The sequence below is a fragment of the Peribacillus folii genome (genome assembly GCF_030271255.1).
GTDB lineage: Bacteria > Bacillota > Bacilli > Bacillales > DSM-1321 > Peribacillus.
This window is the reverse complement of sequence record NZ_JASJOM010000002.1, coordinates 258,260-280,169: the sequence shown is the minus strand read 5'-3', so window position 1 is coordinate 280,169 and position 21,910 is coordinate 258,260. Positions and strand designations below refer to the sequence as shown.

20 protein-coding genes are annotated in these 21,910 nt (G+C 43.9%); 17 read left to right on the top strand and 3 right to left on the bottom strand.

Features of this window, described 5'->3' with window-relative positions; all coding sequences use genetic code 11:
- Positions 1 to 106: 106 nt before the first annotated feature.
- From QNI08_RS03980 to QNI08_RS03970, 3 genes are read left to right on the top strand one after another with little or no spacing between them, the layout of a single operon-like run.
- Positions 107 to 1,384, top strand: coding sequence for a Glu/Leu/Phe/Val family dehydrogenase (locus QNI08_RS03980; RefSeq protein WP_285766137.1), 1,278 nt, complete (start codon positions 107 to 109; stop codon positions 1,382 to 1,384).
- Between the two features lie 35 nt (positions 1,385 to 1,419).
- Entirely contained in the window at positions 1,420 to 1,710 is a 291-nt protein-coding gene (locus tag QNI08_RS03975; RefSeq protein ID WP_285766136.1) for an SAV0927 family protein, read from the top strand.
- A 16-nt stretch (positions 1,711 to 1,726) separates the two neighbouring features.
- Positions 1,727 to 1,975: a biotin/lipoyl attachment domain-containing protein gene (locus QNI08_RS03970; RefSeq protein ID WP_285766135.1), complete on the top strand. Its 249-nt coding sequence runs from the start codon at positions 1,727 to 1,729 to the stop codon at positions 1,973 to 1,975.
- Positions 1,976 to 2,063: 88 nt separating this feature from the next.
- Here the strand turns inward: QNI08_RS03970 and QNI08_RS03965 are convergent, their stop codons facing one another.
- The gene (locus QNI08_RS03965; RefSeq protein ID WP_285766134.1) at positions 2,064 to 2,804 is read right to left on the bottom strand and encodes an IclR family transcriptional regulator; all 741 of its coding nucleotides are present in this window, start codon (positions 2,802 to 2,804) and stop codon (positions 2,064 to 2,066) included.
- A gap of 156 nt (positions 2,805 to 2,960) precedes the next feature.
- Between QNI08_RS03965 and QNI08_RS03960 the strand changes: the two genes are divergently transcribed.
- The 10 genes from QNI08_RS03960 (at position 2,961) to QNI08_RS03915 (ending at position 15,543) form a co-directional block, all read left to right on the top strand.
- On the top strand, positions 2,961 to 3,836 hold the full coding sequence (locus QNI08_RS03960; RefSeq protein WP_285766133.1) for a dimethylarginine dimethylaminohydrolase family protein: 876 nt from the start codon (positions 2,961 to 2,963) through the stop codon (positions 3,834 to 3,836).
- Between the two features lie 21 nt (positions 3,837 to 3,857).
- Positions 3,858 to 4,619 (top strand): dimethylarginine dimethylaminohydrolase family protein, encoded by a 762-nt coding sequence (locus QNI08_RS03955; protein WP_285766132.1) that lies wholly within the window; start codon positions 3,858 to 3,860, stop codon positions 4,617 to 4,619.
- Between the two features lie 69 nt (positions 4,620 to 4,688).
- Positions 4,689 to 6,305 carry a M20/M25/M40 family metallo-hydrolase gene (locus QNI08_RS03950; RefSeq protein WP_285766131.1) on the top strand — a complete coding sequence of 539 codons (1,617 nt, stop codon included), beginning with the start codon at positions 4,689 to 4,691 and terminating at the stop codon, positions 6,303 to 6,305.
- A gap of 82 nt (positions 6,306 to 6,387) precedes the next feature.
- Positions 6,388 to 7,842, top strand: coding sequence for a YfcC family protein (locus QNI08_RS03945; RefSeq protein ID WP_285766130.1), 1,455 nt, complete (start codon positions 6,388 to 6,390; stop codon positions 7,840 to 7,842).
- Positions 7,843 to 7,890: 48 nt separating this feature from the next.
- Positions 7,891 to 9,102 (top strand): amidohydrolase, encoded by a 1,212-nt coding sequence (locus QNI08_RS03940; protein ID WP_285766129.1) that lies wholly within the window; start codon positions 7,891 to 7,893, stop codon positions 9,100 to 9,102.
- 83 nt (positions 9,103 to 9,185) lie between these two features.
- Complete coding sequence (locus tag QNI08_RS03935; protein ID WP_285766128.1) at positions 9,186 to 10,607, top strand: amino acid permease; 1,422 nt, start codon at positions 9,186 to 9,188, stop codon at positions 10,605 to 10,607.
- Between the two features lie 355 nt (positions 10,608 to 10,962).
- On the top strand, positions 10,963 to 11,679 hold the full coding sequence (locus QNI08_RS03930; RefSeq protein WP_285766127.1) for a FadR/GntR family transcriptional regulator: 717 nt from the start codon (positions 10,963 to 10,965) through the stop codon (positions 11,677 to 11,679).
- Between the two features lie 56 nt (positions 11,680 to 11,735).
- Positions 11,736 to 12,722, top strand: a complete 987-nt coding sequence (locus tag QNI08_RS03925) for a fumarylacetoacetate hydrolase family protein (protein WP_285766126.1) — start codon at positions 11,736 to 11,738, stop codon at positions 12,720 to 12,722.
- A 149-nt stretch (positions 12,723 to 12,871) separates the two neighbouring features.
- The gene (gene mhpA, locus QNI08_RS03920; protein ID WP_285766125.1) at positions 12,872 to 14,464 is read left to right on the top strand and encodes a bifunctional 3-(3-hydroxy-phenyl)propionate/3-hydroxycinnamic acid hydroxylase MhpA; all 1,593 of its coding nucleotides are present in this window, start codon (positions 12,872 to 12,874) and stop codon (positions 14,462 to 14,464) included.
- Positions 14,465 to 14,658: 194 nt separating this feature from the next.
- Positions 14,659 to 15,543: a VOC family protein gene (locus QNI08_RS03915; RefSeq protein WP_285766124.1), complete on the top strand. Its 885-nt coding sequence runs from the start codon at positions 14,659 to 14,661 to the stop codon at positions 15,541 to 15,543.
- Positions 15,544 to 15,917: 374 nt separating this feature from the next.
- Here QNI08_RS03915 and anmK read toward each other — a convergent pair whose 3' ends face one another.
- Entirely contained in the window at positions 15,918 to 17,072 is a 1,155-nt protein-coding gene (gene anmK / locus QNI08_RS03910; RefSeq protein WP_285766123.1) for an anhydro-N-acetylmuramic acid kinase AnmK, read from the bottom strand.
- Between the two features lie 40 nt (positions 17,073 to 17,112).
- Positions 17,113 to 18,636: a glycoside hydrolase family 10-like protein gene (locus QNI08_RS03905; protein ID WP_285766329.1), complete on the bottom strand. Its 1,524-nt coding sequence runs from the start codon at positions 18,634 to 18,636 to the stop codon at positions 17,113 to 17,115.
- 328 nt (positions 18,637 to 18,964) lie between these two features.
- On the opposite strand from QNI08_RS03905, the gene murQ reads away from it, so the two are divergent.
- The 4 genes from murQ (at position 18,965) to QNI08_RS03885 (ending at position 21,892) form a co-directional block, all read left to right on the top strand.
- Positions 18,965 to 19,858 (top strand): N-acetylmuramic acid 6-phosphate etherase, encoded by an 894-nt coding sequence (gene murQ, locus QNI08_RS03900; protein ID WP_285766122.1) that lies wholly within the window; start codon positions 18,965 to 18,967, stop codon positions 19,856 to 19,858.
- Positions 19,859 to 19,888: 30 nt separating this feature from the next.
- On the top strand, positions 19,889 to 20,194 hold the full coding sequence (locus QNI08_RS03895) for a PTS sugar transporter subunit IIB (protein ID WP_285766121.1): 306 nt from the start codon (positions 19,889 to 19,891) through the stop codon (positions 20,192 to 20,194).
- Positions 20,195 to 20,245: 51 nt separating this feature from the next.
- Complete coding sequence (locus tag QNI08_RS03890) at positions 20,246 to 21,535, top strand: PTS sugar transporter subunit IIC (protein WP_285766120.1); 1,290 nt, start codon at positions 20,246 to 20,248, stop codon at positions 21,533 to 21,535.
- Positions 21,536 to 21,607: 72 nt separating this feature from the next.
- Complete coding sequence (locus QNI08_RS03885; protein WP_285766119.1) at positions 21,608 to 21,892, top strand: hypothetical protein; 285 nt, start codon at positions 21,608 to 21,610, stop codon at positions 21,890 to 21,892.
- Positions 21,893 to 21,910 lie beyond the last annotated feature (18 nt).

The following is a 21,910-nucleotide window of genomic DNA, read 5'->3' as shown; positions in this document are numbered from 1 at the left end:
GAAAGGAGTGGATGCAAACTCCTGATACATGGCTGTATCCAGATGCTTTCAGGGCTGGCATGAAAGTTGCTTGTTAGTTTAATAAGAATAAAAGTGAGGTGCTAAAATGACAGGCAATACAAAGCTGATGGAAACACGTCAAAGTGATAATCCACTGCAAGAGTTCCAGGATATCTTAAAAGAAGCGATTCAAGTTTTGGGCTATCCGGATTCTGTTTATGATTTTTTGAAAACGCCGATGCGCTTTTTGGAAGTCAGCATTTCTATACAAATGGATAATGGGGAAACGAGGATGTTTCAAGGATACCGTGCCCAACATAATGATGCGACAGGTCCGACGAAAGGAGGGATCCGGTTTCACCCGGATGTCACACCTGACGAGGTTAAGGCATTGGCCGGCTGGATGAGCTTGAAATGCGGAATAACGGATCTCCCTTACGGAGGAGCAAAAGGGGGAATCGTTTGTGATACCAGGGTGATGAGTTCGTCTGAGCTGGAACGGTTAAGCAGGGGGTATGTAAGGGCAGTCAGCCAAATAGTGGGACCGACAAAGGATATTCCTGCACCGGATATGTATACAAATTCCCAAATCATGGCTTGGATGCTCGATGAATACGATCATATCAGGGAATTCGATTCACCCGGCTTCATTACAGGTAAGCCTCTGGCATTAGGCGGATCTAAGGGGCGGGAAACAGCTACCTCAAAGGGCGTGCTATATACGCTTCAAATGGTATGTGAATTAGAAGGCATTCCCATTAAAGGGCTGCGCGTGATCATCCAGGGCTTCGGTAATGTTGGCAGCCATTTGGCGATGTACTTGCATGAATTGGGGGCTAAAGTGGTTGGGATAGCGGATGAGCTTGGGGGCTTGTATGACCCAAAAGGTCTGGACATACCCTATCTTTTGGAGAACCGCGACTCGTTTGGTGTCGTCTCGAATTTATTCAAAGAATCATTATCGAACCGGGAGATATTGGAAAAGGAATGCGATGTACTGATTCCTGCGGCAATAAGTGGTGTGGTCCATAAAGAAAATGTGCGGCGATTGCAATGTAAAATCGTAATCGAAGCTGCGAACGGCCCGACAACGAAAGAAGCAATCAAAATCCTCGATGAAAAAGGGATCATCTTGGTACCGGACATCTTGGCCAATGCAGGGGGAGTGATCGTTTCATATTTTGAATGGTGCCAAAACAATCAAGGCTATTATTGGTCGGAAAAGCTTGTAGATGAACGATTGAGAGAAAAGATGGCAGAAAGCTTTTTGAATGTCCATCATACCTCCCAAAAATTTTCGGTGAATATGAAGGTGGCTGCCTATATAGAAGGTATACGGAAAATTGCAGAAGCTTCCCGGCTTCGTGGATGGGTCAGGTATTGAAATGATTTAGGCACTGGATGAAAGGGAGGATACCAATGAATTTTGACATCCTTTTGGAAAATAAAGAAAATCAAGCGATCCACCATTATTGCCTGTTGTCCAATCATCATCGTTATGATGTGACCATTGTATACACGTCGCAATTTTTCGGGAAAGCGATGGTGACTTCCTTGCAGAGCGGAAGAATGATCCTGCTGTGTGCCGAAGATATTCCTTCGGAGCAATATTGGGTCCGAACGCTTGGCATTGAACAAGAAGATATTTCTGAATCTCAGGATTTTCTCAAGTTAGTCCTGCAATCCCCATTTAATTATGAACAATACTAAAAGGAGGAGCGACACTATGTATGTTGATGTAATTCTTAGCCCTTGTGAAGGCACGGTTGAAAAAATTTCGGTATCCGAACAATCCAGATTTTACGAATGGGAGCAGCTGTTCCAAATCAAGAGAGAAGACGGGCGTGTGGAGGTCATTGATATTGGCGTCAGCGGTGAAATAAAGTCATTGGAGGTAATGGAAGGTGAAGAAGTGGTGACAGGGGAAGTGCTTGCTTATTTTAAAGAAGACTTATTCGTGACCGGCAGCGATTGACAACAAGTGAGAGAAGATGAAATGACTTTCATCTTCTTTTTTATTTTCCAGATGATCGTCCAGGGTATCCTGGGCAGAAACCGAATAGTCATGGTCCCCTATATCCTAATTTGGAAGAAATCCTCTGCCCTGTCTCCATCACATGTTGAATGAGAAAATCCAGTCTGTCACTTGTCAAATTAAAGCTGACAAACCCGATGCTCACTGCGCCATGCACTTCCCCAAAATGGTTTAAAATCGGAGCGGCAACAGAAGAGGTACCTTCCGTTCTTTCGTTGTGGCTGATGCCAAATCCCTTCACTTTCGTTTCAGTCAAAATATTCAAAAATGCGGCCCTATCTTGCTCGGGAACGAGTGAATCTATGATTTCTTTCACTTGGTTATATGGCATGTAGGCTAGCATTGCTTTATTGGCTGCACCGATGTGCATCGCGATCCGTGAGCCGAGCTGATCATAAACACGGATTTGGCTTTTTTCACTATCGATCCGTTCAACAATGAGGGACTCCATCTCCATTGGCTGGCTAAGGTAGACGCTTTCTTTAACCATATTCATCAGCCTTTCCAGCTCTGGCCTGATTTGACTGATATAATCCATTTTGTCATACATCCGCAGGCCGTATTCAAGCCAAATATTCCCTAAACCATAATGTTTGGATCGCTCATCTTGTTGAATAAGGCCGTGCTTGGACATGGCTTTTAACAAGCGGTGCATGGAGCTTACCGGAAGCTCACATTCTTGGGAGAGATCCGTAATTGAAAGCCCATTTACCGATGAATTGGAAACTAATACGTTAATGACATTCATCGCACGGTCAATCGATTGCATATACATTTCACCTATCTTTCCAAACAGAAGTTGTGAAGACTTTATTGTTTGAATATTTAAAACATATTGACATTATACCATAGATAATTTTATAATTTAATAAAAATTCCTATTAACGGAAATGTTTTCCGCATAGTGGAAAAAGGAGGAGAGGTAATGTCATATTGTTCGTCAATGTACAGCCCTTTGCAACGTGTCATTGTTAAACACCCGAACGATGCGTTTATAAGTCAAGCGCATTTAAGTGATGCATGGCAAAGATTTAATTTTACCGAAGAACCAGATTTAATAGAAGCTGCAAAAGAGTTTGCTGGTTTCATCTCCATTTTGGAGAAGTATGTACCCGAGATCAATTACTTGCCCAAATCAAGGGAAGTGGGTATTGACTCCTTGTACGCGCATGATCCTGTCAAGTTCACAATCGATGGTGCGATCATTTTAAAGTCAGGGAAAGAACTTAGGCAGCCCGAGGCAAATGTTTACAAGCATTTTTGCCTCGAAAATAACATCCCGCTCATTGGCGAACTAACGGGTGATGCAGTTGCGGATGGCGGTGATCTAGTTTGGCTTGATGATAGGACTCTAGTTGTAGGTCATGGTTACCGGACAAACGCCGAGGCAATCAGGCAATTAAAAGAAATGACGGATCACCTTGTGGATGAATTCATCGTAGTCCAGCTGCCCCATGATCAAGGGGAGGCAGAGTGTCTCCATCTCATGTCTTTCATCAGCATGATCGACCATGATTTGGCTGTCGTTCATTCACGGCTCATGCCAGTCTACTTTAGAAAACTCCTCATTGAACGGGGCGTCCAGCTAATAGAAGTGCCGGAAGAGGAGTACATGAACCTTGGCTGCAATGTGCTTGCATTAGCTCCTCGGGTATGTGTAATGGCTGCCGGGAACGATTATACGAAGCAAAAGCTTCTTGATGCGAAAGCTACGGTATATGAATACAAAGGAACCGAAATCAGTTATAAGGGCACGGGCGGCCCGACCTGCTTAACTTGCCCGGTAGTGCGAAAAAAATAGTGGATAATGGGGGAATGAGCTTTGTATAAACATGTTATCGTAAAAACACCAAGCAGAAGTTATGTAAATGGATTAACAACATCGAACCTTGGCACGCCCGACTATGATAAAGCATTGGAGCAGCATGCCGCTTATGTGGAAGCTTTGAAAAAATGCGGGGTGGACGTGACACACCTTCCGGCAAATGAGGAGTTTCCAGATTCGACTTTCGTTGAGGATACGGCTGTGATCGCCCCTGAATTTGCGGTCATCACGAATCCAGGGGATGCTACTAGAAACAAGGAGATAGTGGAAATGGAGCCTGTCTTGAAGGAGTTCCACAAAACCATTCACCATATTCATGCTCCGGGAACTTTAGATGGAGGCGATGTGCTTCAAGTAGATGACCATTTCTATATTGGCATTTCCGAGCGTACTAATGAGGAAGGTGCACAGCAGTTAAAGAAGATCGTTGAATCCGAAGGCTATAAAGGAACGATTATTCCATTAAAAGAGTTTTTCCATTTAAAGACGGGAATTGCATACCTGGGAGATGATTTGATCGTAGCAGCAGGGGAATTCATCGAACATCCAGACTTTGCCCAATATAAGAAAATCATCGTTTCCACTGAAGATGAATACTCGGCAAACTGCATTCTTGTCAACGATTATGTAATCATCCCCATCGGGTATGACCAGACGCAAAGTAAATTAAATGAAGCAGGATATAAAACGATCGAGTTGGAAATGTCTGAGTTTCAGAAGCAGGATGGAGGATTGAGCTGTTTATCACTTCGCTTTTAAAATAAGTGATTGCCAGGAAGCATGTCTTTGTTTCCTGGCATTTGATGACAAACGGAAAGAGGGATTTCAATGAGCCAATTAAAATGGGGAACTCCGGAAAAACTGCGTGCATTATTATGTGAACTTGTGAGCTGGGAAAGCAGGACACTTTCAGAAGGCGAAAGCATGTTTCCTTATAAAGTCCAGGAAAAATTAGGCGAGCTTGCTTTTTTTAAGAAGAACCCTGCCAATTTATCACTTCATGAAGTGGATTTGGGAAGGCATTTCGTCCAAGCCTTTTATAAACATCCTGAGGCGGATGAGACGATCGTATTGATAAGTCATTTTGATACGGTACAGACTGAGGAATATGGTGATCTGGAGATGCTGGCCTTTCAGCCCGAACAGCTTACGGCAAAACTTCATGAGCGAAAAGGTGATCTGCCGGAAGAAGCGCGCATCGATCTAGAGTCGGGTAACTACCTGTTTGGGCGCGGGACGATGGACATGAAAATGGGGCTGGCCCTTCATATGGCCATCATCGAAAAAGCAAGCGTGGAGGGGTGGCCGGTCAATCTTTTGCTGCTAACCGTTCCAGACGAAGAAGTGAATTCTGCTGGTATGAGGGCAGCAGTCAAGGAGCTTGTCGCTTTACGCAATAAATATCGTCTTACCTATAAAATGTTCCTTAACAGTGAACCATCTTTTTCACAGAAACCTGGAGACGAGTGTCATTATATTTATTCGGGAACGATGGGGAAAATCATGCCGGCAGCGCTGTTTTATGGGAAGGAAACACATGTGGGCGAGCCGTTGAAGGGGATGACGGCTAACTATATGGCCTCGTTCCTTACACAGCTCATGGAGTGGAATGCTTCTTTTTTGGAAAGCGATTTCTCCGAACAAACACCTTTGCCAGTATCGCTTCAGCAAAAAGATCTAAAATTGCAATATTCAACACAAACGCCTTACCGCGCAGCAGCGCTTTATAATGTTTTCATCATGAAGAGAAGCGCTGCGGAAATCATGGATATTTTCGAGAAGGTTGCACAGGAAGCTGCGATCAGGTGCAATGAGTCCTATAAGGCTTTATGCATTCGTGAACGAATTGAAGGGGTGGGTGAAGTCAAGGTGCTTCGCTACGAAAAGCTGCTATCCTATGCCATTGGAAAATTCGGGGGGGATTTTGTTGAGGAAATGAAAGGAGAGGTCCAGGCAAATGAGGCTTGGGATGAACGGGAAAAATCGCTGCGGATCGCAGAAAAACTGATGATACAATGCCAGGAGCTTGCCCCTGCCATTGTATTGCTGTTTGCCCCTCCCTATTATCCTGCCGTCAATACTTCCCATGATCCGCTCATCATCCAATCCGTAAAACTTTTAAAGGAAACGGCGCAATCGTTTAATGAAGAAGTCAGTCAGATTCATTATTTCAATGGTCTTTGCGATTTGAGCTATGTCCAATATAAAGATGAATCGGATGGCTGGACAGCATTTGAGAAAAACACGCCAGTCTGGGGGGACAGTTACAGCATTCCTTTTTCCGACATGCTGCAGCTGCAGGCGCCGGTACTCAATGTAGGTCCGTTCGGCAAGGATGCACATCAGCGAACTGAGCGGCTTCATATCAATAATGCTTTCATTCATACGCCCTTCATGTTGGAAAAGCTAATAAAGAGCATGGTCAAAGTCAAGGATGCGCATTGATTCCCCGAAGACGGCAAGGATGACCATGATATTGAAAAGGTCCAGCTTGTAGTAAAAAGGAGAAAATAAGGGAGGGTCAAATATGGATAACCTACCAAACGAGCAAACCACGTCCGAGCCGCTTCATCCTAAAACTAAAGTGCCGAACCAACTAACCGAGTTGCCGGAAAAAGGAATCAATCCTTTTGTGTTAATGTTCATCGTCATTGTAATTGTGACGATATTAACCTATATATTGCCTGCAGGTCAATATGAAAGGATTGAACAAGATGGGCGAAGTGTCGTCGATCCAACATCCTTTGAATTTATCGATTCAACACCGGTCGGACTCCTGCAAATGTTCAGCAGCATTCACGCTGGAATGATCGAAGGGTCATCGATCATCTTGTTTGTCTTTTTATTCGGTGGGGCACTTGGAATCATGCAGGCAACAGGGGCCCTCGATTCATTCATCAAATTCGTGGCGGTCCGATTCGGGACTAAAGAAAAACTGCTTATTCCGTTGATGGTTTTGATATTCGCATCTTTAGGGACTTTGATAGGTTCGGCTGAAGATGCACTCGTTTATATTGCAATCATCGTTCCGATGACGATTGCTTTGGGCTTTGACGCACTTACAGGGTTTGCGATCGTCATCCTGGGAACCTTGGCAACGGGATTCATTTCCGGAATAACCAACCCATTCAATGTAGGGGTCGCCCAAAGCATTGCGGAACTGCCGATGTACTCGGGAATGGGCTTGAGAATCGCAATCCTTGCAGTGTTTTATATCGTTACCGTTATGTATATATATTTTCATGCCATGAAAGTGAAACGAAATCCTGAACTAGGTGAATACGGGAAGTTCAGGCGTGAAGATCATACGATGGTTGATGAAAACTTCAAGATGAGTAAACGACATTCCTTGGCGTTGCTCATCTTATTGCTGAATTTCATCCTATTAATCTATGGTGTCATTAAATTAGGCTGGTATATAAGTGAAATTGGCGGCTTGTTTTTATTGAGCGCGATCATCATGGGAATGATCGGGGGCTTATCAGCATCCAAAATGGCCAATGGTTTCATATCAGGAGCGGGCGATATGGTTTCAGGAGCATTGATTATTGGTGTTGCGCAAACGATCTTGGTCATCATTACAAGCGGCGGCTTGCTGGATACGATTTTATATTATGCGGCAGGAATGGTCGAGCATCTTCCGCCCGCCATTAATGCACTTGGAATGTTCATTGTGCAAATGTTCCTTAACTTCATCGTGCCGTCCGGCAGCGGCCAAGCAGCATTGACGATGCCGATCATGGCGCCGTTGGCGGATATAATGGGAGTGACAAGACAAACCGCCGTATTGGCTTTTCAATTGGGGGACGGGATATCCAATATGATATTCCCGACGTCTGGAGTGCTTTTGGCCGGTCTTGCCGTAGCGGGGATTTCATTTACGAAATGGGTCAAATGGGTGCTTCCTTTCCTTATCATCCAGATTGCTGTGGCGATAATTTTTTTAATCATTGCCCAAAGCATTCAATATGGTCCTTTTTAGAGGTATAAAAATCAGAATTTTCCAAAAAGAAATTTAAGGAGGTATTTTATGTTGAAGCATGTGCAGGATACGATTGTAGATGAGGTGATTTCTTGGAGGCGCCATTTTCACGAAAATCCTGAGCTCTCGTACGAGGAACACGAGACTTCGGAATATATCTACACGATATTGAGCTCCCTTTCAGGATTAGAGGTGACAAGGCCGACTGGCACAAGCGTCATGGCGGTTCTCAAAGGAGGGAAGGCTGCGGCGCAAAAAAGGAATATCATCGCTTTCCGTGCGGATATTGATGCACTTCCGATTGAAGAGGAAACAGAATTGGAATGTAAATCAAGAAATCCTGGCGTCATGCATGCATGCGGCCATGACGCGCATGCAGCGATGTTATTGGGTGCGGCCAAAATCCTTTCTGAAAAAAAGGCAGCCATCCATGGGGAAATCAGGTTCGTTTTCCAGCATGCCGAAGAGGTCTTGCCGGGGGGAGCTCAAGAGTTGGTGAAAAAAGGGGTCATGGAGGGAGTTGATTTTGCATTTGCCCTTCATGTTACTCCTTATGAACGAACAGGGACGATATGTTTAAGGGATGGGGTTTTCTGTGCAGCTGCAGATGACTTTGAAATCAAAATCATTGGTCAAGGCGGACATGCTTCGACCCCTGAATTGACGATTGATCCGCTAATGATTGGTGCAGAAATGACAACCAATATTCAAAACATCGTCTCCAGAAAGATTTCCGCACTTAGGGCGCCCGTCATTTCAATCACTCAGTTTCATGCTGGAAGTGCGCTCAATGTCATTCCGGAATATGCTGAAATCGGCGGTACGATTCGCTCCTTACACGCCGATAGTCGAGTGAAGGCCAGGGAGTACCTGGAGCAAATCGTCAAAGGTGTTACCGAGGCTCATGGGGCAAGATACGAATTAACATGGCATTTAGGTTATCCAGCCGTAGTGAATGATAAGGCGGCCGCTGATATTTCGAGAACGGTCATGGGAGAGATTTTCGAGGAAAAACAGATCATTGTAGTCGATGAGCCCATGTTTGGAACGGAAGATTTTTCGGCGTTTTCCGAAATCGTTCCAGCTTCCATGCAGTTCTTGGGGGTTCATAGTGATGAGCTGGGAAAAGCTTACCCTTTACACCATCCTAAATTTAAAATCGACGAAGGGGCATTGGAATATGGTGTGAGATATTTTGTCGGGATAGCCGATAAATTATGCGGGCAGCAGCCAGCAACAAAAGAAAGCGATGGGTGGTAAGCTGATCCCCAGGTGCCTATGTTTCTAGGTTGGAAGATAGCTGGAATAAGATAGTTAATAGATAAGATAAGGACGTGGGAAATATGGGGAATGGATTGGAGAACAATGAGCAACTGCAGCGATCGATGAAGCGACGCCATCTATTCATGCTTTCGCTTGGAGGCGTGATTGGTACAGGCCTTTTTCTGAACGCAGGCTATACGATCAATCAAGCCGGTGCCGGAGGGGCGTTGATTGGTTATTTAGCGGGCGGCCTAATCTTATATATGGTCATGGTCTGCCTTGGCGAGCTGGCGGTTCATATGCCCGTTACTGGTTCCTTCCAAAAATACGCGGCTGAATATATTGGGCCATCCGCTGGGTTTTCTCTTGGGTGGATGTATTTCGTCGGCTCGGCTGCCACGGCGGGAGTTGAGTTTACGGCAGCAGGAATCTTGATGAAGTACTGGTTTCCATACATTCCCACTTGGATTTGGTGTGCAGTGTTCATTCTGCTATTATTCTCATTGAATGCGTTGACGACCAGAGGGTTTGCAGAGGCTGAATATTGGTTCTCCGGAATAAAAATCATTGCCGTAATCTTGTTCATCTTAATAGGGATCGCTGGCATTTTTGGTTTTATCTCTTTATCGGACCGTCCGACCCCTTTTTTTGAAAATCTTGCTCCGTCCGGCCTTTTTCCAGCAGGCGGGATAACGATCATCTTTGTCACGATGATGAATGTCATATTCTCCTATCAAGGCTCGGAACTGATCGGAATTGCCGCAGGAGAAAGCGAAAAACCGGAAGAAAACATTCCTAAGGCGATCCGGAATGTCCTTTTTAGAATCATCGTCTTTTACCTTGCATCCATCATCATTCTTTCAGCGATATTCCCATCTTCGGAATTGGGGTTATTGGAAAGTCCATTTGTTACCTTGATGAAGATAGCAGGAGTACCTTATGCAGCAGGCATCATGAACTTCATCATTTTGACAGCGATCCTTTCTGTCGGGAATTCGTGTCTATATGCCTCAACACGCTTGCTTTGGGCGATGGCCCATGATGGAATGGCACCAAAGGTGTTTGGATCTTTATCCAGAAGGAAGGTACCCTTGAATGCCCTTTTATTCACCATAATCTTTTCACTGTTATCGTTATTGACCAGCTTCATGGCTGCTGATACGGTGTTCGTTTTGCTCATGTCGATTGCGGGCATTTCCGTTACGATCTCCTGGATGGGGATTGCCTTATCGCAATTTATGTTCCGCAGGAAATTTATAAAAGCGGGTGGAGATACGGAGGAGTTACAATACAAAGTGCCTTTTTATCCGTTTGTACCGTTGTTTTGTTTAGGCTTTTGCACAATGGTTTTAGTATTCCTTGCTTTCGATCCCACTCAACGGGTTGGCCTACTTTATGGAATCGGATTTTTGGTAGCCTGCCTATTATTCCATAAGTTCAAATTGTCCAAGAACAATCCATCAACGATGAATATGGAAAACAGTAATGAGAAATTGATGTAGTCATGAGCCATGACCCGTTCACAGAATTTGCGAACGGGTCATTTTTTCATATTAATGTTCCTTTTGCCGTACTCAAAGGGTACGGTCATTCAGAACAAAATAAAATGGATTGACAATTATATAGAAGCCCTTTAAGATTAAATAAATACTATTTATTAGAATAAACAGATAAATAGTATTTATTTTTTCTCCCTATAAATTCAAAGGAGGCTGGTAATGGTAAGATGATTCTTTGGTCATAAAGAAAATGAAAACGATTACTGGTTTTTCGTGAGATATGACTCCCATTCTCATTTAAGCTCCGTTACCATGTATACTGTTGGTAAAGGTATAAGAAAGGGAGGCAATGCGGGCAATGCAAAATAGAAGTGAAGAATTGGTCCATGAGCTTGGACGGAAAATCGTGAACGGAGAATACCTTCCTGGTGAAATATTGCCAAAGGCTGAAATATTGAGTGAAATGCATGGAGTCAGTCGAACTGTGGTCCGTGAAGCCCTTAAGGGGTTGGCTACACGTAAACTTATAAGGTCCAATCAAAGGTCAGGAACGAGTGTATTGCCAAGGGCAATGTGGCAATGGTGGGATATTGATGTATTGACCTGGATCATGGAAGATGAAAACAATAGTGATTTCATCTTGCATTTGACCGATGTTCGGCTGGGGCTTGAACCAATGGCAGCTGCTTTGGCAGCTAATAGGGCAACGGACGAAGATCACGTCAGGATCAAGGCCTGCTTCAATAGGCTTGAGCAATCTGTCGGGGACGAGAGAGCCTGGGCAAAGGCTGATTATGATTTCCATCAAAGCATTTTACATGCATCTTATAACGACTTAATGATTGGCACTATCCAGTCTTTGCATAAAGCGCTCATAATAAGCCGTGAAAAAACGTTTCATGCGGTGAAGGAATTTGCAGATCCGACCTTCGATTCTCCAACAAAGGAAGTGTTGGATCGACATCGGGCAATATATGAGGCCGTGCTTGCACGTGATGAAGATCTGGCACGCCAAAAAATGACAGACCTGATCTTACGCGTCAGGCGGCTGCTGGAAGAGATATATGCACCATGAAGTTCTCCATAATAAATCTAATCATCATTTTTCAAAAAAAGAGAGGAGTAATGGAGTTGGGTATACAAGTTGTTAGATTCGAAAAAGAAAATAAAAAAAGATGGGGAGTTGTTGCTGGAGACAAAATCCTCGTCCTTAATGAAGCATATGACACCCTGGCCGAATTTCTCGAGAAAGGGGCGGAGAAAGCTCGGGAGATAATGAAGCAAGAAACGGCCGATTTTGTTGCATTAAACGAAGTGAATATCTTGAGTCCGGTTACGAAACCGGCAAGGATCGTATGCCAAGGGGCGAACTATTCCACACATCGTGCCGAGGCAGGGCTTGAAACCGAACGTCCGTCTTTTAATATGATATTCAGTAAAGCGGACAGCTCCCTTTGTGGGGCATACACAGATATCGTTCGTCCTGCACACGTGAAATTGCTGGATTATGAAATAGAGCTTGGTCTTGTGATCGGTACTGATATAACAGGGCCAGCCCATGTTACCGATAAGAACCTTCATAGGTATGTGGCAGGTTTAGTCATTGTGGATGATGTCTCAGCAAGGGATATTCAGCTTCCTGAAGGTCAATGGTTAAAAGGGAAAAGCTATCGGACATTCGGCCCAACAGGTCCTTACCTTTACCTGCTTGACGAAGAAGAAATACCGTTGATCCATGATTTAGAGGTGAATCTTTGGGTGAATGACGAATTACGTCAGTCTGCTAACACGAATCAATTATTATTTAAGCCAGCAGAAACATTAACAGAGCTAAGTGAAATCATGGACTTATCAAAAGGAGACTTGATCATTACTGGTACAACTGGAGGGGTCGCTCTAAATCTTTCATCGGAAATCATGGGTAAAGTATCCAGTCTGGCGGTCCCTGGGCAAAAGAAACTGGATTTGCTCGTTGAGAATCAAAGAACTAGCGCAAAATACCTTCGGGATGGCGATGTAATCCGCTGTACTATTAAAAGCGAGGATGGGAGCATAGACCTAGGCGAACAGATTAATACAGTCGTTCCAAGTCAAGTTGCTAGTCTCCTGAATTCTTAAGCGGATGTAAAAGGTTGGGATTGTACATGACCTTGTTTTGAGGTGAATCCCAGCTTTGTTCTTCGCTTAAGTTATTTAGCATGCTTAATTTGTATGCGCTTACAATTAGGGTTTGCGATATTGGTATGAATGATGGAAGGGGATGTTTTATGAAAAAAGAGATTTTCGATGTAGCGATCGTCGGTTATGGTCCAGCAGGGAAATTGTTGGCAGCCTTGCTTGGCCAAAAAGGCTGGAAAGTGGGTGTTTATGAACGATTTCCAAAGCCCTTTTCATTACCTAGGGCCGTACATTATGATCATGAAGTAGCGAGGATCCTTCAAACGGTAATCCCCACAATTGATATCGACAAGATTTCCGAAAGGGTTCAAGATATGTACGAGTGGTGTAATGCGGATCATCAAACCCTTTTGAAATTGGATTGGTCGGAGTTTGGCATCTCTGGATGGCCGCGGGATATGTTTTTCAATCAACCTGAACTGGAACGCAAAATGGATATAGCGTGCAAAAGTCTATCTACAGTAAGCATCAATCTTGGATATGAGGCAGTTGGACTTTCTGAATATCAGGATAGGGTGGAATTGGTCGTCAAAGATTTTCAGGGTGTACAAACAAATGTAACAGCTCGGTATGTTGTAGGGTGTGATGGATCCAATAGTTTCGTTCGTAAACAGATGGAACATACGGTCACCGATCTGGGATTTCAATCCGACTGGCTCGTGGTGGATATCATCCCAAAAGCAGAACGGGAGTGGAAACCTAGCAATCTGCAATTATGTGACCCCGCACGACCAACAACCGTGGTTTCTGGAGGACCAGGAAGGAGACGTTGGGAATTCATGGTTCTTCCTGATGAAACAAAGGAAGAACTTAATCATGAAGAAGTCGCTTGGCGTTTACTGGAACCGTGGAATATTTCAGCTGATAATGCGATTTTGGAGCGGCATGCCGTGTATACATTTCGGGCAATTTGGGTGGACGACTGGCGAAAAGGAAGGCTGATGTTAGCAGGCGATGCTGCTCACTTGACTCCACCGTTCATGGGGCAAGGACTATGCTCAGGGCTTCGTGATTCGAAAAACTTGGCTTGGAAGCTAGATCTTGTTTTACGCGGGATAGCTGATGAAGCTATCTTGGATACGTATACGGCAGAAAGAAAACCTCATACACAGGCGGTTATTGAAGCCGCTTTATACTTAGGCAAAATGATTTGTGTAACCGATCCAGAAGCTGCGAAGGATAGGGACGTAGCCTTTATAACCGGAAAGGCACCGGAATTTCCGGAATTCCCGAACATGACGGACGGAATTCTTTATAAAAACGATGAAGCAGCCAGTGAATCGCATGCAGGTCGGTTGTCGTTGCAAAGTGAAGTGACCTACAAAGGCGTGACAAGCCTGTTGGACGATGCAGTTGGACAGGGATGGAAGATTTTAAGTTTCCTTGACGATGCAAGCAGGTTTTTAGGGAGTGGGCAGCTAGAGTTTTTGGAGCAACTGGGAACTAGATTCATAACCATTATTCCGAATCAAGAAATAAGCAGGGGTGCTGTAGTGGATGTAAAGGGGAAGTACACACAGTTTTTTGATGAAACCGGATTCAAAGCGGTCATTGTCCGCCCGGACTTTTATATATTTGGCGCTGTTTCGTCATTCGATCGGCTGCCTATTTTGATCGATGATCTTTCTAGACAAATAAAGCTGAATAGGAAGACAGACAATACTAGATACATCACTCAATAAGAGTATAGGGTGTGTCATCACCCCCATGTATCTAGTCAAGGTTTATTGAAAGGGTATTGCCTGTGGGAGGCAGGACCAATCATATCCATGAATTAAGTATAGCATAACTATCAATCTATTATTAATGAATTAGCTGAATTTTAGAAATCCGATTTATAAGTTTTTTCATATAGCAAATGATAATGGAGGAATGAATGATGACCAAAATAAGAGTTTTTCGGTTAGCATATGCAGATTTCTTGACGAATAATCCCGAAGATATGATCAATTATTATACAAATGTGATGGGGTATCGGGTCACGGAAAAGACAGCAGGCATTACATATTTAAGTAATGGGCTGGATCATCATAATATTATCATCACACCAGCTGAAAAAACGGCCATTCGCAGCTATGGATACCAATTGGATGGCAAGCTGAGCTTGGAGGAAGTACAGGATCAATTACAAGAACAGGGCATCGCATCAAAACTGAGAAAAGGAAAGCCTGGAATTGCCTCGCTCATCGAATTAAATGATCCTGCGGGAAACATCATTGAATTATTTTCGGATATGGAACATTCAGCTGTTGGCTATGGTTCGTCGGGGATTGTTCCCCTGAAACTTGGACATATCGCATTTTATGCGGACAATCACAAGGAAGTGGTTCAATTTTACCAAGAGTCATTAGGCTTCTGGTTTACAGATCAAATTGGTGAAGACTTTTGCAACTTCTTAACATGTAATGCGGATCATCATGTATTGAATATTGTTGCATCCAACGAGACCAGAATACATCATATTGCTTTCCAGCTGAAAGATGCAAGTCATCAATGCAACAGTTCAGATGTATTGGCCAAACATGGCCGCCCAATACTTTGGGGACCTTCGCGCCATACGGCTGGCCATAACATTGCTTCATACCATCATGATCCAGATGGGAATATCATCGAGCTTTACACGGATCTTGATGTATTCATCCCTGAACTGGGTATGTTTGAGCCGCGTCCTTGGCATAAACATTTACCACTTAAGCCGAGAGTTTGGGAAGGCTTGAGTTCATGGGGCACTGAATTCGAAGTGGATTTGGCAAAAGTTTGAAGGTGTAGGGCGAGTAGTGATCGATCGTTGAAGCGGAAACAGAATGGGGCAGTCTTTTTCTATACCTAAGCATGAATCGGACTTTTCATTTCCCGACGCTTTTTCACCGTGATCTAAAGGATCGAGGAGGGGGGAAGAGGAGAAATCCGGGAATGCAAGAGATACCATTCCAAGTATGTTATGTAGGAGCCAATTGGAGGTTGGCTCCTATTGTTTTCAAGCATCACGTAATGATCAAGCTGCAGACAACAGAAACTGATATGGTGTACGAGGTTATCTCCAAGCCTATTTCAAACGCTACAATAACGGACTTGCACTGAGTTCCGAGGGGGATTTTTAGTATTTAAACTTCTTATATTATGTTTTCTTCTTCATCAACTTCCTTTTAAAGGAGGGAAGGTGATGTTCCCCAGGATGACAGCTTTTTTTGCTCCTGTAGCTCTTGGGACATTACTCGGTTTGCCATGAAACGTTTCATTTGCAAGCAAGGCAAATGCTACCGCCTCTTTTGCTTCAGATGAGTATCCCAGTTCTTCCTGCGTGAGGACTGTAATGGAGTCACCAAGCAATGACTGAATCATTTCGATTAAAGTGATATTGTAGCTGCCGCCGCCGCCAATGATCACTTCATCTATGTTGGTTTTTGGCAAGATGAAAGCTCGATAGTTCTCGACGATCGACTTGGCAGTAAACATTGTTACCGTCGCCAAAATGTCTGGGGCCGGAAGCGTTTCGAATCTTTTTAATAGGCTTTCGACATATTGCTTACCGAACAGTTCCCTGCCTGTTGACTTTGGTGGGTGGCTCATTATATAGGGATGGCTGAGGCAATAGGTTAAAAGCTCTTCGTCTATATTCCCTTGCTTTGCAATTTTTCCGCCTTCGTCATATTTCTGTTGAAACAGCTGGCGGCATACTTCATCAATGATCATATTTCCCGGACCGGTATCGAAGGCATACATATCATCGAGTGTGGCTTGCTTAGGCAGGACCGTCACATTTCCTATTCCACCGATATTCTGAAGCAATCTTCCCTTCGTTTCACTTCTGTAAAGAACATATTCGGTATATGGTACGAGCGGGGCCCCTTGACCGCCAGCGGCCATGTCCATGGTGCGGAAATTGGATATGACCGGTGTGTTCGTTTCGTAAGCAATCACAGCTGGCTCCCCAATTTGGAGGGTTGACGGAACCATGTTCCCTTCCAGCAAGGGCTGATGATAAATCGTTTGCCCGTGACACCCTATCAGGTCCAGATGTTCCAGTGGGAGCCCGGCTTTGTTGCAAACTTCCTTCGCTGCTTCTGAAAATAATGTTCCTAGCTTGAAATTCAAACTGCAAATCAATTGCACATTGGAGGTTTCAACGGTTAAAGACTGAACGATTTCTACTTCCACAGTTTTTGGAAAAGGGTAAGTGATGAATTCGATCATTTCAATTTCCGTGTTCAAGCCGCTGTGATTTACACGGACAAGTGCCGCATCGATGCCATCCAATGAGGTTCCGGACATTAATCCTACTATGTACATGGTCATGCCACCTTCTTTTGCTGGTTTTATAAAAGGTATGTTATCTTACTTTAATGCTAATGTGATTCGCTTGTTTGCTTTCATTGTGAGTGCGATCCAAGGCAGTCACGACATATGTGTAAGTTTTTCCTTTTTCGACCGTACGATCGTTAAATGGTTGATCCTTCTTTTCTTTATGGACTGTTGCCAGCAAGTTCGCTGAATCCTCGATATTGCCTTCATGCCTCCCATCAAAACGATAAATGGCATAATAGGATGCATCTGAATGCTTGCCGTCGCGAATCTCGAAATGGATTTTGGAATCCAGCTGTTTTGCTTTGCTAATCTTAGGTGCTTTTGGCGCTTCATTATCGATCCAAGGCATCGCTGGAATCAAGGCTGGACGGCGGTAAATGTCTTCCCGTAAACGGTCTGCTATCCCAAGGGGGTTGTTCCGTAAATCTTTTGCACTGAAATGCATACTCCCGTCGAACTCCTCGAAAGACCGATTCAATTTTAACTGGTTCGGCAATTCTTCCGGATCAAACCAGTTTTGCACGCCGTTGGATTCCGTATTGATCTTATAATCTGCTTGTCCAATATAAAGCTGGACATTTTTGCCTTTGACTTCATTCGTCCACCAATCAAGAAGCTTCGCATAGTCGGCCACGGGCAATCCTATGTTCCAGTATAATTGAGGAGCAATGTAGTCGATGTAACCGTTATTGATCCATGTTCTCGTATCTGCATACAAATCATCGTAATTGGTTTGTCCTGCAGCGGTGTCAGAGCCTGTTGGGTCAACCGCTTTGTTTCGCCAGACGCCAAATGGGCTGATGCCAAACTTCACATATGGTTTTTCCGCTTTGATTTGTTCATTGATATGCTTAACCAGGTTGTTGACATTATCCCTGCGCCAATCTTCTATACTAGAAAATTCATTTGAGCCATATGTTTGATAGGTTTCTTCATCCGGGAAGGGGATGCCAGCGATTTTATAAGGGTAGAAATAATCATCCATGTGAACCGCGTCAATATCATACTTCTTAACAACTTCCATAATACCGTCAATCACGAACTGCTGCACTTCAGGGATGCCCGGATTAAAGTATAATTGCTGCCCATAAGGAATGACCCAATTTGGATGCTTTCTGGCTGGGTGGGAGTCTGGCAGTTTTTCAAGGTCCGAGAGTTCTGCCGTTTTCGCTAAAGGCATGGTGATCCGGTACGGATTGAACCAGGCATGAAATTCCATATTTCGTTTATGGGCTTCCTCAATCATGAATGAAAGCGGATTGTATCCTGGATCCTTTCCCTGCACACCAGTCAAATATTGCGACCAAAGCCCATAGCGAGAAGGATAAAAAGCATCGGCGGTCGGTTTGATCTGCATGACGACAGCATTCATGCCCATCGCTTTTTGTTCATCCAAATACTTGATGAATTCCTCTTTCTGTGCCTTAACTGTCAATCCAGGCTTGGATGGCCAGTCGATGTTTAACACGCTTGCAATCCATGTGGCCCGCAGCTCCTGCTTAACATAGGCGGTTTGTGGAGATGATGAGTGAGCTTTTGCACCTGCCATCAAGTTAGTGGGAAGGAGAAGTGATCCCCCCACCAATGCAGTCAGTGCCAGTGAGCCTAATTTTCCCTTTGTCATTTTTCCATTCATCAATCGTTCAACCTCTTTTCAATTCTATTTTTATATGATTATTTGTAAGCGTTAACAAATAATGAATATACATAGATCATTTAAACGTTGAGAGGAAATGCCTGATAAAAAAACAATACAAGAAACTGTAATACATATATATTAAAATTTATTTTTAAAAATGTATATACTATATTGAAATTTATTTTCAGTAATGATATATTCTAAGAGATTCAACAGCATCACTACAGAAATAAAAAGGATGATAGGCATGCTAGAGCATTTAACGACAGAACGTCGTAACGAAAAGACCATGAGTTTGGATGAAATGAACACGATTGAATTTTTAGAAGTGATGAACGAGGAAGACATGAAAGTTGCACAATGCGTCAAGAAGGAACTTCCGCAAATTTCAAAAGCCGTGGATATGATCGTTGCTGCAATGAATGCGAAAGGCAGATTGATCTATATGGGGGCCGGAACGAGTGGACGGATCGGTTTACTGGATGCCGTGGAATGTCCCCCTACCTTCAATACTGCCCCCGGAGAAGTGGTAGGCCTTATAGCGGGCGGAGAAAAGGCATTCATCAAAGCGGTGGAAGGGGCTGAAGACAGTTTTGAATTAGGTCCTGAGGACTTAAGGGAAATCGGTTTAACAAGCAACGATGTTGTTGTCGGCATTGCGGCAAGCGGACGTACGCCGTATGTTATCGCCGGTCTTGAATATGCCAATCAAATTGGCGCAGCCACGGTATCGATAAGCTGTAACAAAGGTTCGGAGATTGGGAAAATCGCCAACGTTGCCATCGAAGTCGTAAACGGTCCTGAAGTTTTGACTGGTTCTACACGATTGAAAGCGGGAACATCCCAAAAGCTAGTATGCAACATGCTTTCTACAGCTTCGATGGTGGGCATCGGTAAAGTCTATGGCAATTTAATGGTGGATTTGCAGTTGACTAACGAAAAGCTGGTCGAACGGGCAAAACGGATAATCATGGATGCCACCGATTGCAGTTATGACATGGCAGATGAATATTTGGCAAAGGCATATTTACAGCCTAAAATTGCCATCGTGATGATTTTAACGAATGTTTCATATGAAGAGGCTGCTAATCGTTTGAAAAATGCACAAGGCTTCATAAGGAAAACGATTTAAGCTTTTAATAAAAAATGGGAGGAATAAAGGATGAAGGTATTATTCGTATGTTCAGGCGGAATGTCAAGTGCAATTGTTGTAAGCGCTTTAAAAAAGGAAGGCGAAAAACAGGGGATGAACATTGAAGTGTTGGCAGTAGGTTCTCAAGAATTCGATGCAGAGGTCCGGAACGGCTGGGATGTTGCCATGGTGGCACCACAGGTCAAGCATCGTTTTGACGGCTTCAAGGCATCTGCAGACGAAGCGGGAGTGCCATGTGAAGCGATACCTGCCCAAGCATACAGTCCTCTTGGCGGCCCCAAGCTTTTAAAGCTGGTAACCGAATTGGCGAAATAAAATACCATCGAAAAACTTCTTATCTATCATAAGTAAAAGGGGAAAACAACCATGGACAAGTTTGTAGCGTTTTTAGAAAATAATCTTTCAACTCCGATGGCTAAACTGTCTGAGCAAAAGCATTTACGGGCAATTCGGGATGGAGTGGTTTCTGCGTTGCCATTCATCATCTTTGGGAGTTTGTTTTTAATTATCGCCTTCCCGCCTGTTGCGGCGGACTCTGCTGTAGGTGAATGGTCGGCAAAACACATCGCAGAAATTTTAATTCCCTATCGATTAACAATGTTCATCATGACGCTTTACATTACATTTGGTATAGGCTACAGCTTATCCCAAAGCTATAAACTTGATCCGCTATCAGGGGGCTTGCTCTCATTGGCTGCCTTCCTGTTCACGATCGGCGTGAAAACGATGGATGACGTCGGGTTCGTGTTGCCGATGACGAATCTCGGCGGCCATGGTCTTTTTGTCGGAATGCTTGTGTCCATTTTTGCAGTTGAAGTTCTACGTCTGTGCAAGACGAAAAACATCACCATTAGAATGCCGGATTCGGTTCCAACATCTGTGGCCCGTTCCTTTGAAGCATTGATACCGGTTTCGATCGTACTGCTTGTGATGACGTTCATTACCGTCGTGTTTGCTGTCGATTTACATTCCCTGGTAGATAAAGCGGTTGCACCGCTGATCAGTGCAGGTGACACTTTGCCGGGTGTATTGATTCCGGTGTTCTTGATTACATTCTTTTGGTCGTTTGGGATACATGGCGTGTCAGTTGTGGGCGCGGTTGCCCGTCCTGTTTGGGAAGTGTATTTAGCGAATAACTCGGCAGCGGTTGCAGCGGGATCAACCATACCGCATGTAGCTCCTGAAACTTTCTTCCAATGGTTTATATGGATTGGCGGCTCTGGTGCAACACTTGGCTTGGTCATTGCCATGCTGTTGACGGCAAAATCCACCTACAGCAAGGCGATGGGGAAAGCTACGATCGTTCCAAGTATCTTTAACATCAATGAACCGGTTATTTTTGGGATGCCGATCGTACTGAACCCAATCTTGATCATCCCATTCATCATAACTCCATTGATTGGTGCGACACTTGCTTATATTGCGACGTCCATAGGGCTGGTAAATCCAACATATGTAATGGTTCCCTGGACATTGCCGGCCCCGATAGGCGCTTATCTTTCAACTGGCGGCGATTGGAGAGCGATTATCCTTGTCATGATCAATCTATCAATCTCAGTCATTGTTTATCTGCCATTCTTTAAAATGTACGATAAGAAACTTTTGGCACAAGAAAATACAGTGGAAACGACAGATAGCAGGAACATCGCTTTATAAGTGAGCAAAAAAGGGAGTTTGGAAAGAAATGCTCCAAACTCCCTTTAATCAGGATGGAGAAGGTGGGTAACGATGAAAATGACAACGAAAATTCACTTTTTCAGTTACAAAAGTGCATGGATCTTTTTCAGTTTCATTCTTGTCTTTAATTTTATCTTTAACGCATTGATGGATGCCTTCGGGATGGGAAGGCAATTATCCCTTTACTTAGGAAATACAATTGCGATCAGTGCAGGATTGACGATTGTTATATGTTTGGTTGAAGGTAAGTTTAAAAACAAGAAACAGGCGTCATTATTATTCTTGTCTTTATTGGCAGTAAGCGCGGCCGTGTGTCATGCAATCATCTATACGTAAAATCATTAGTAAGAGGAG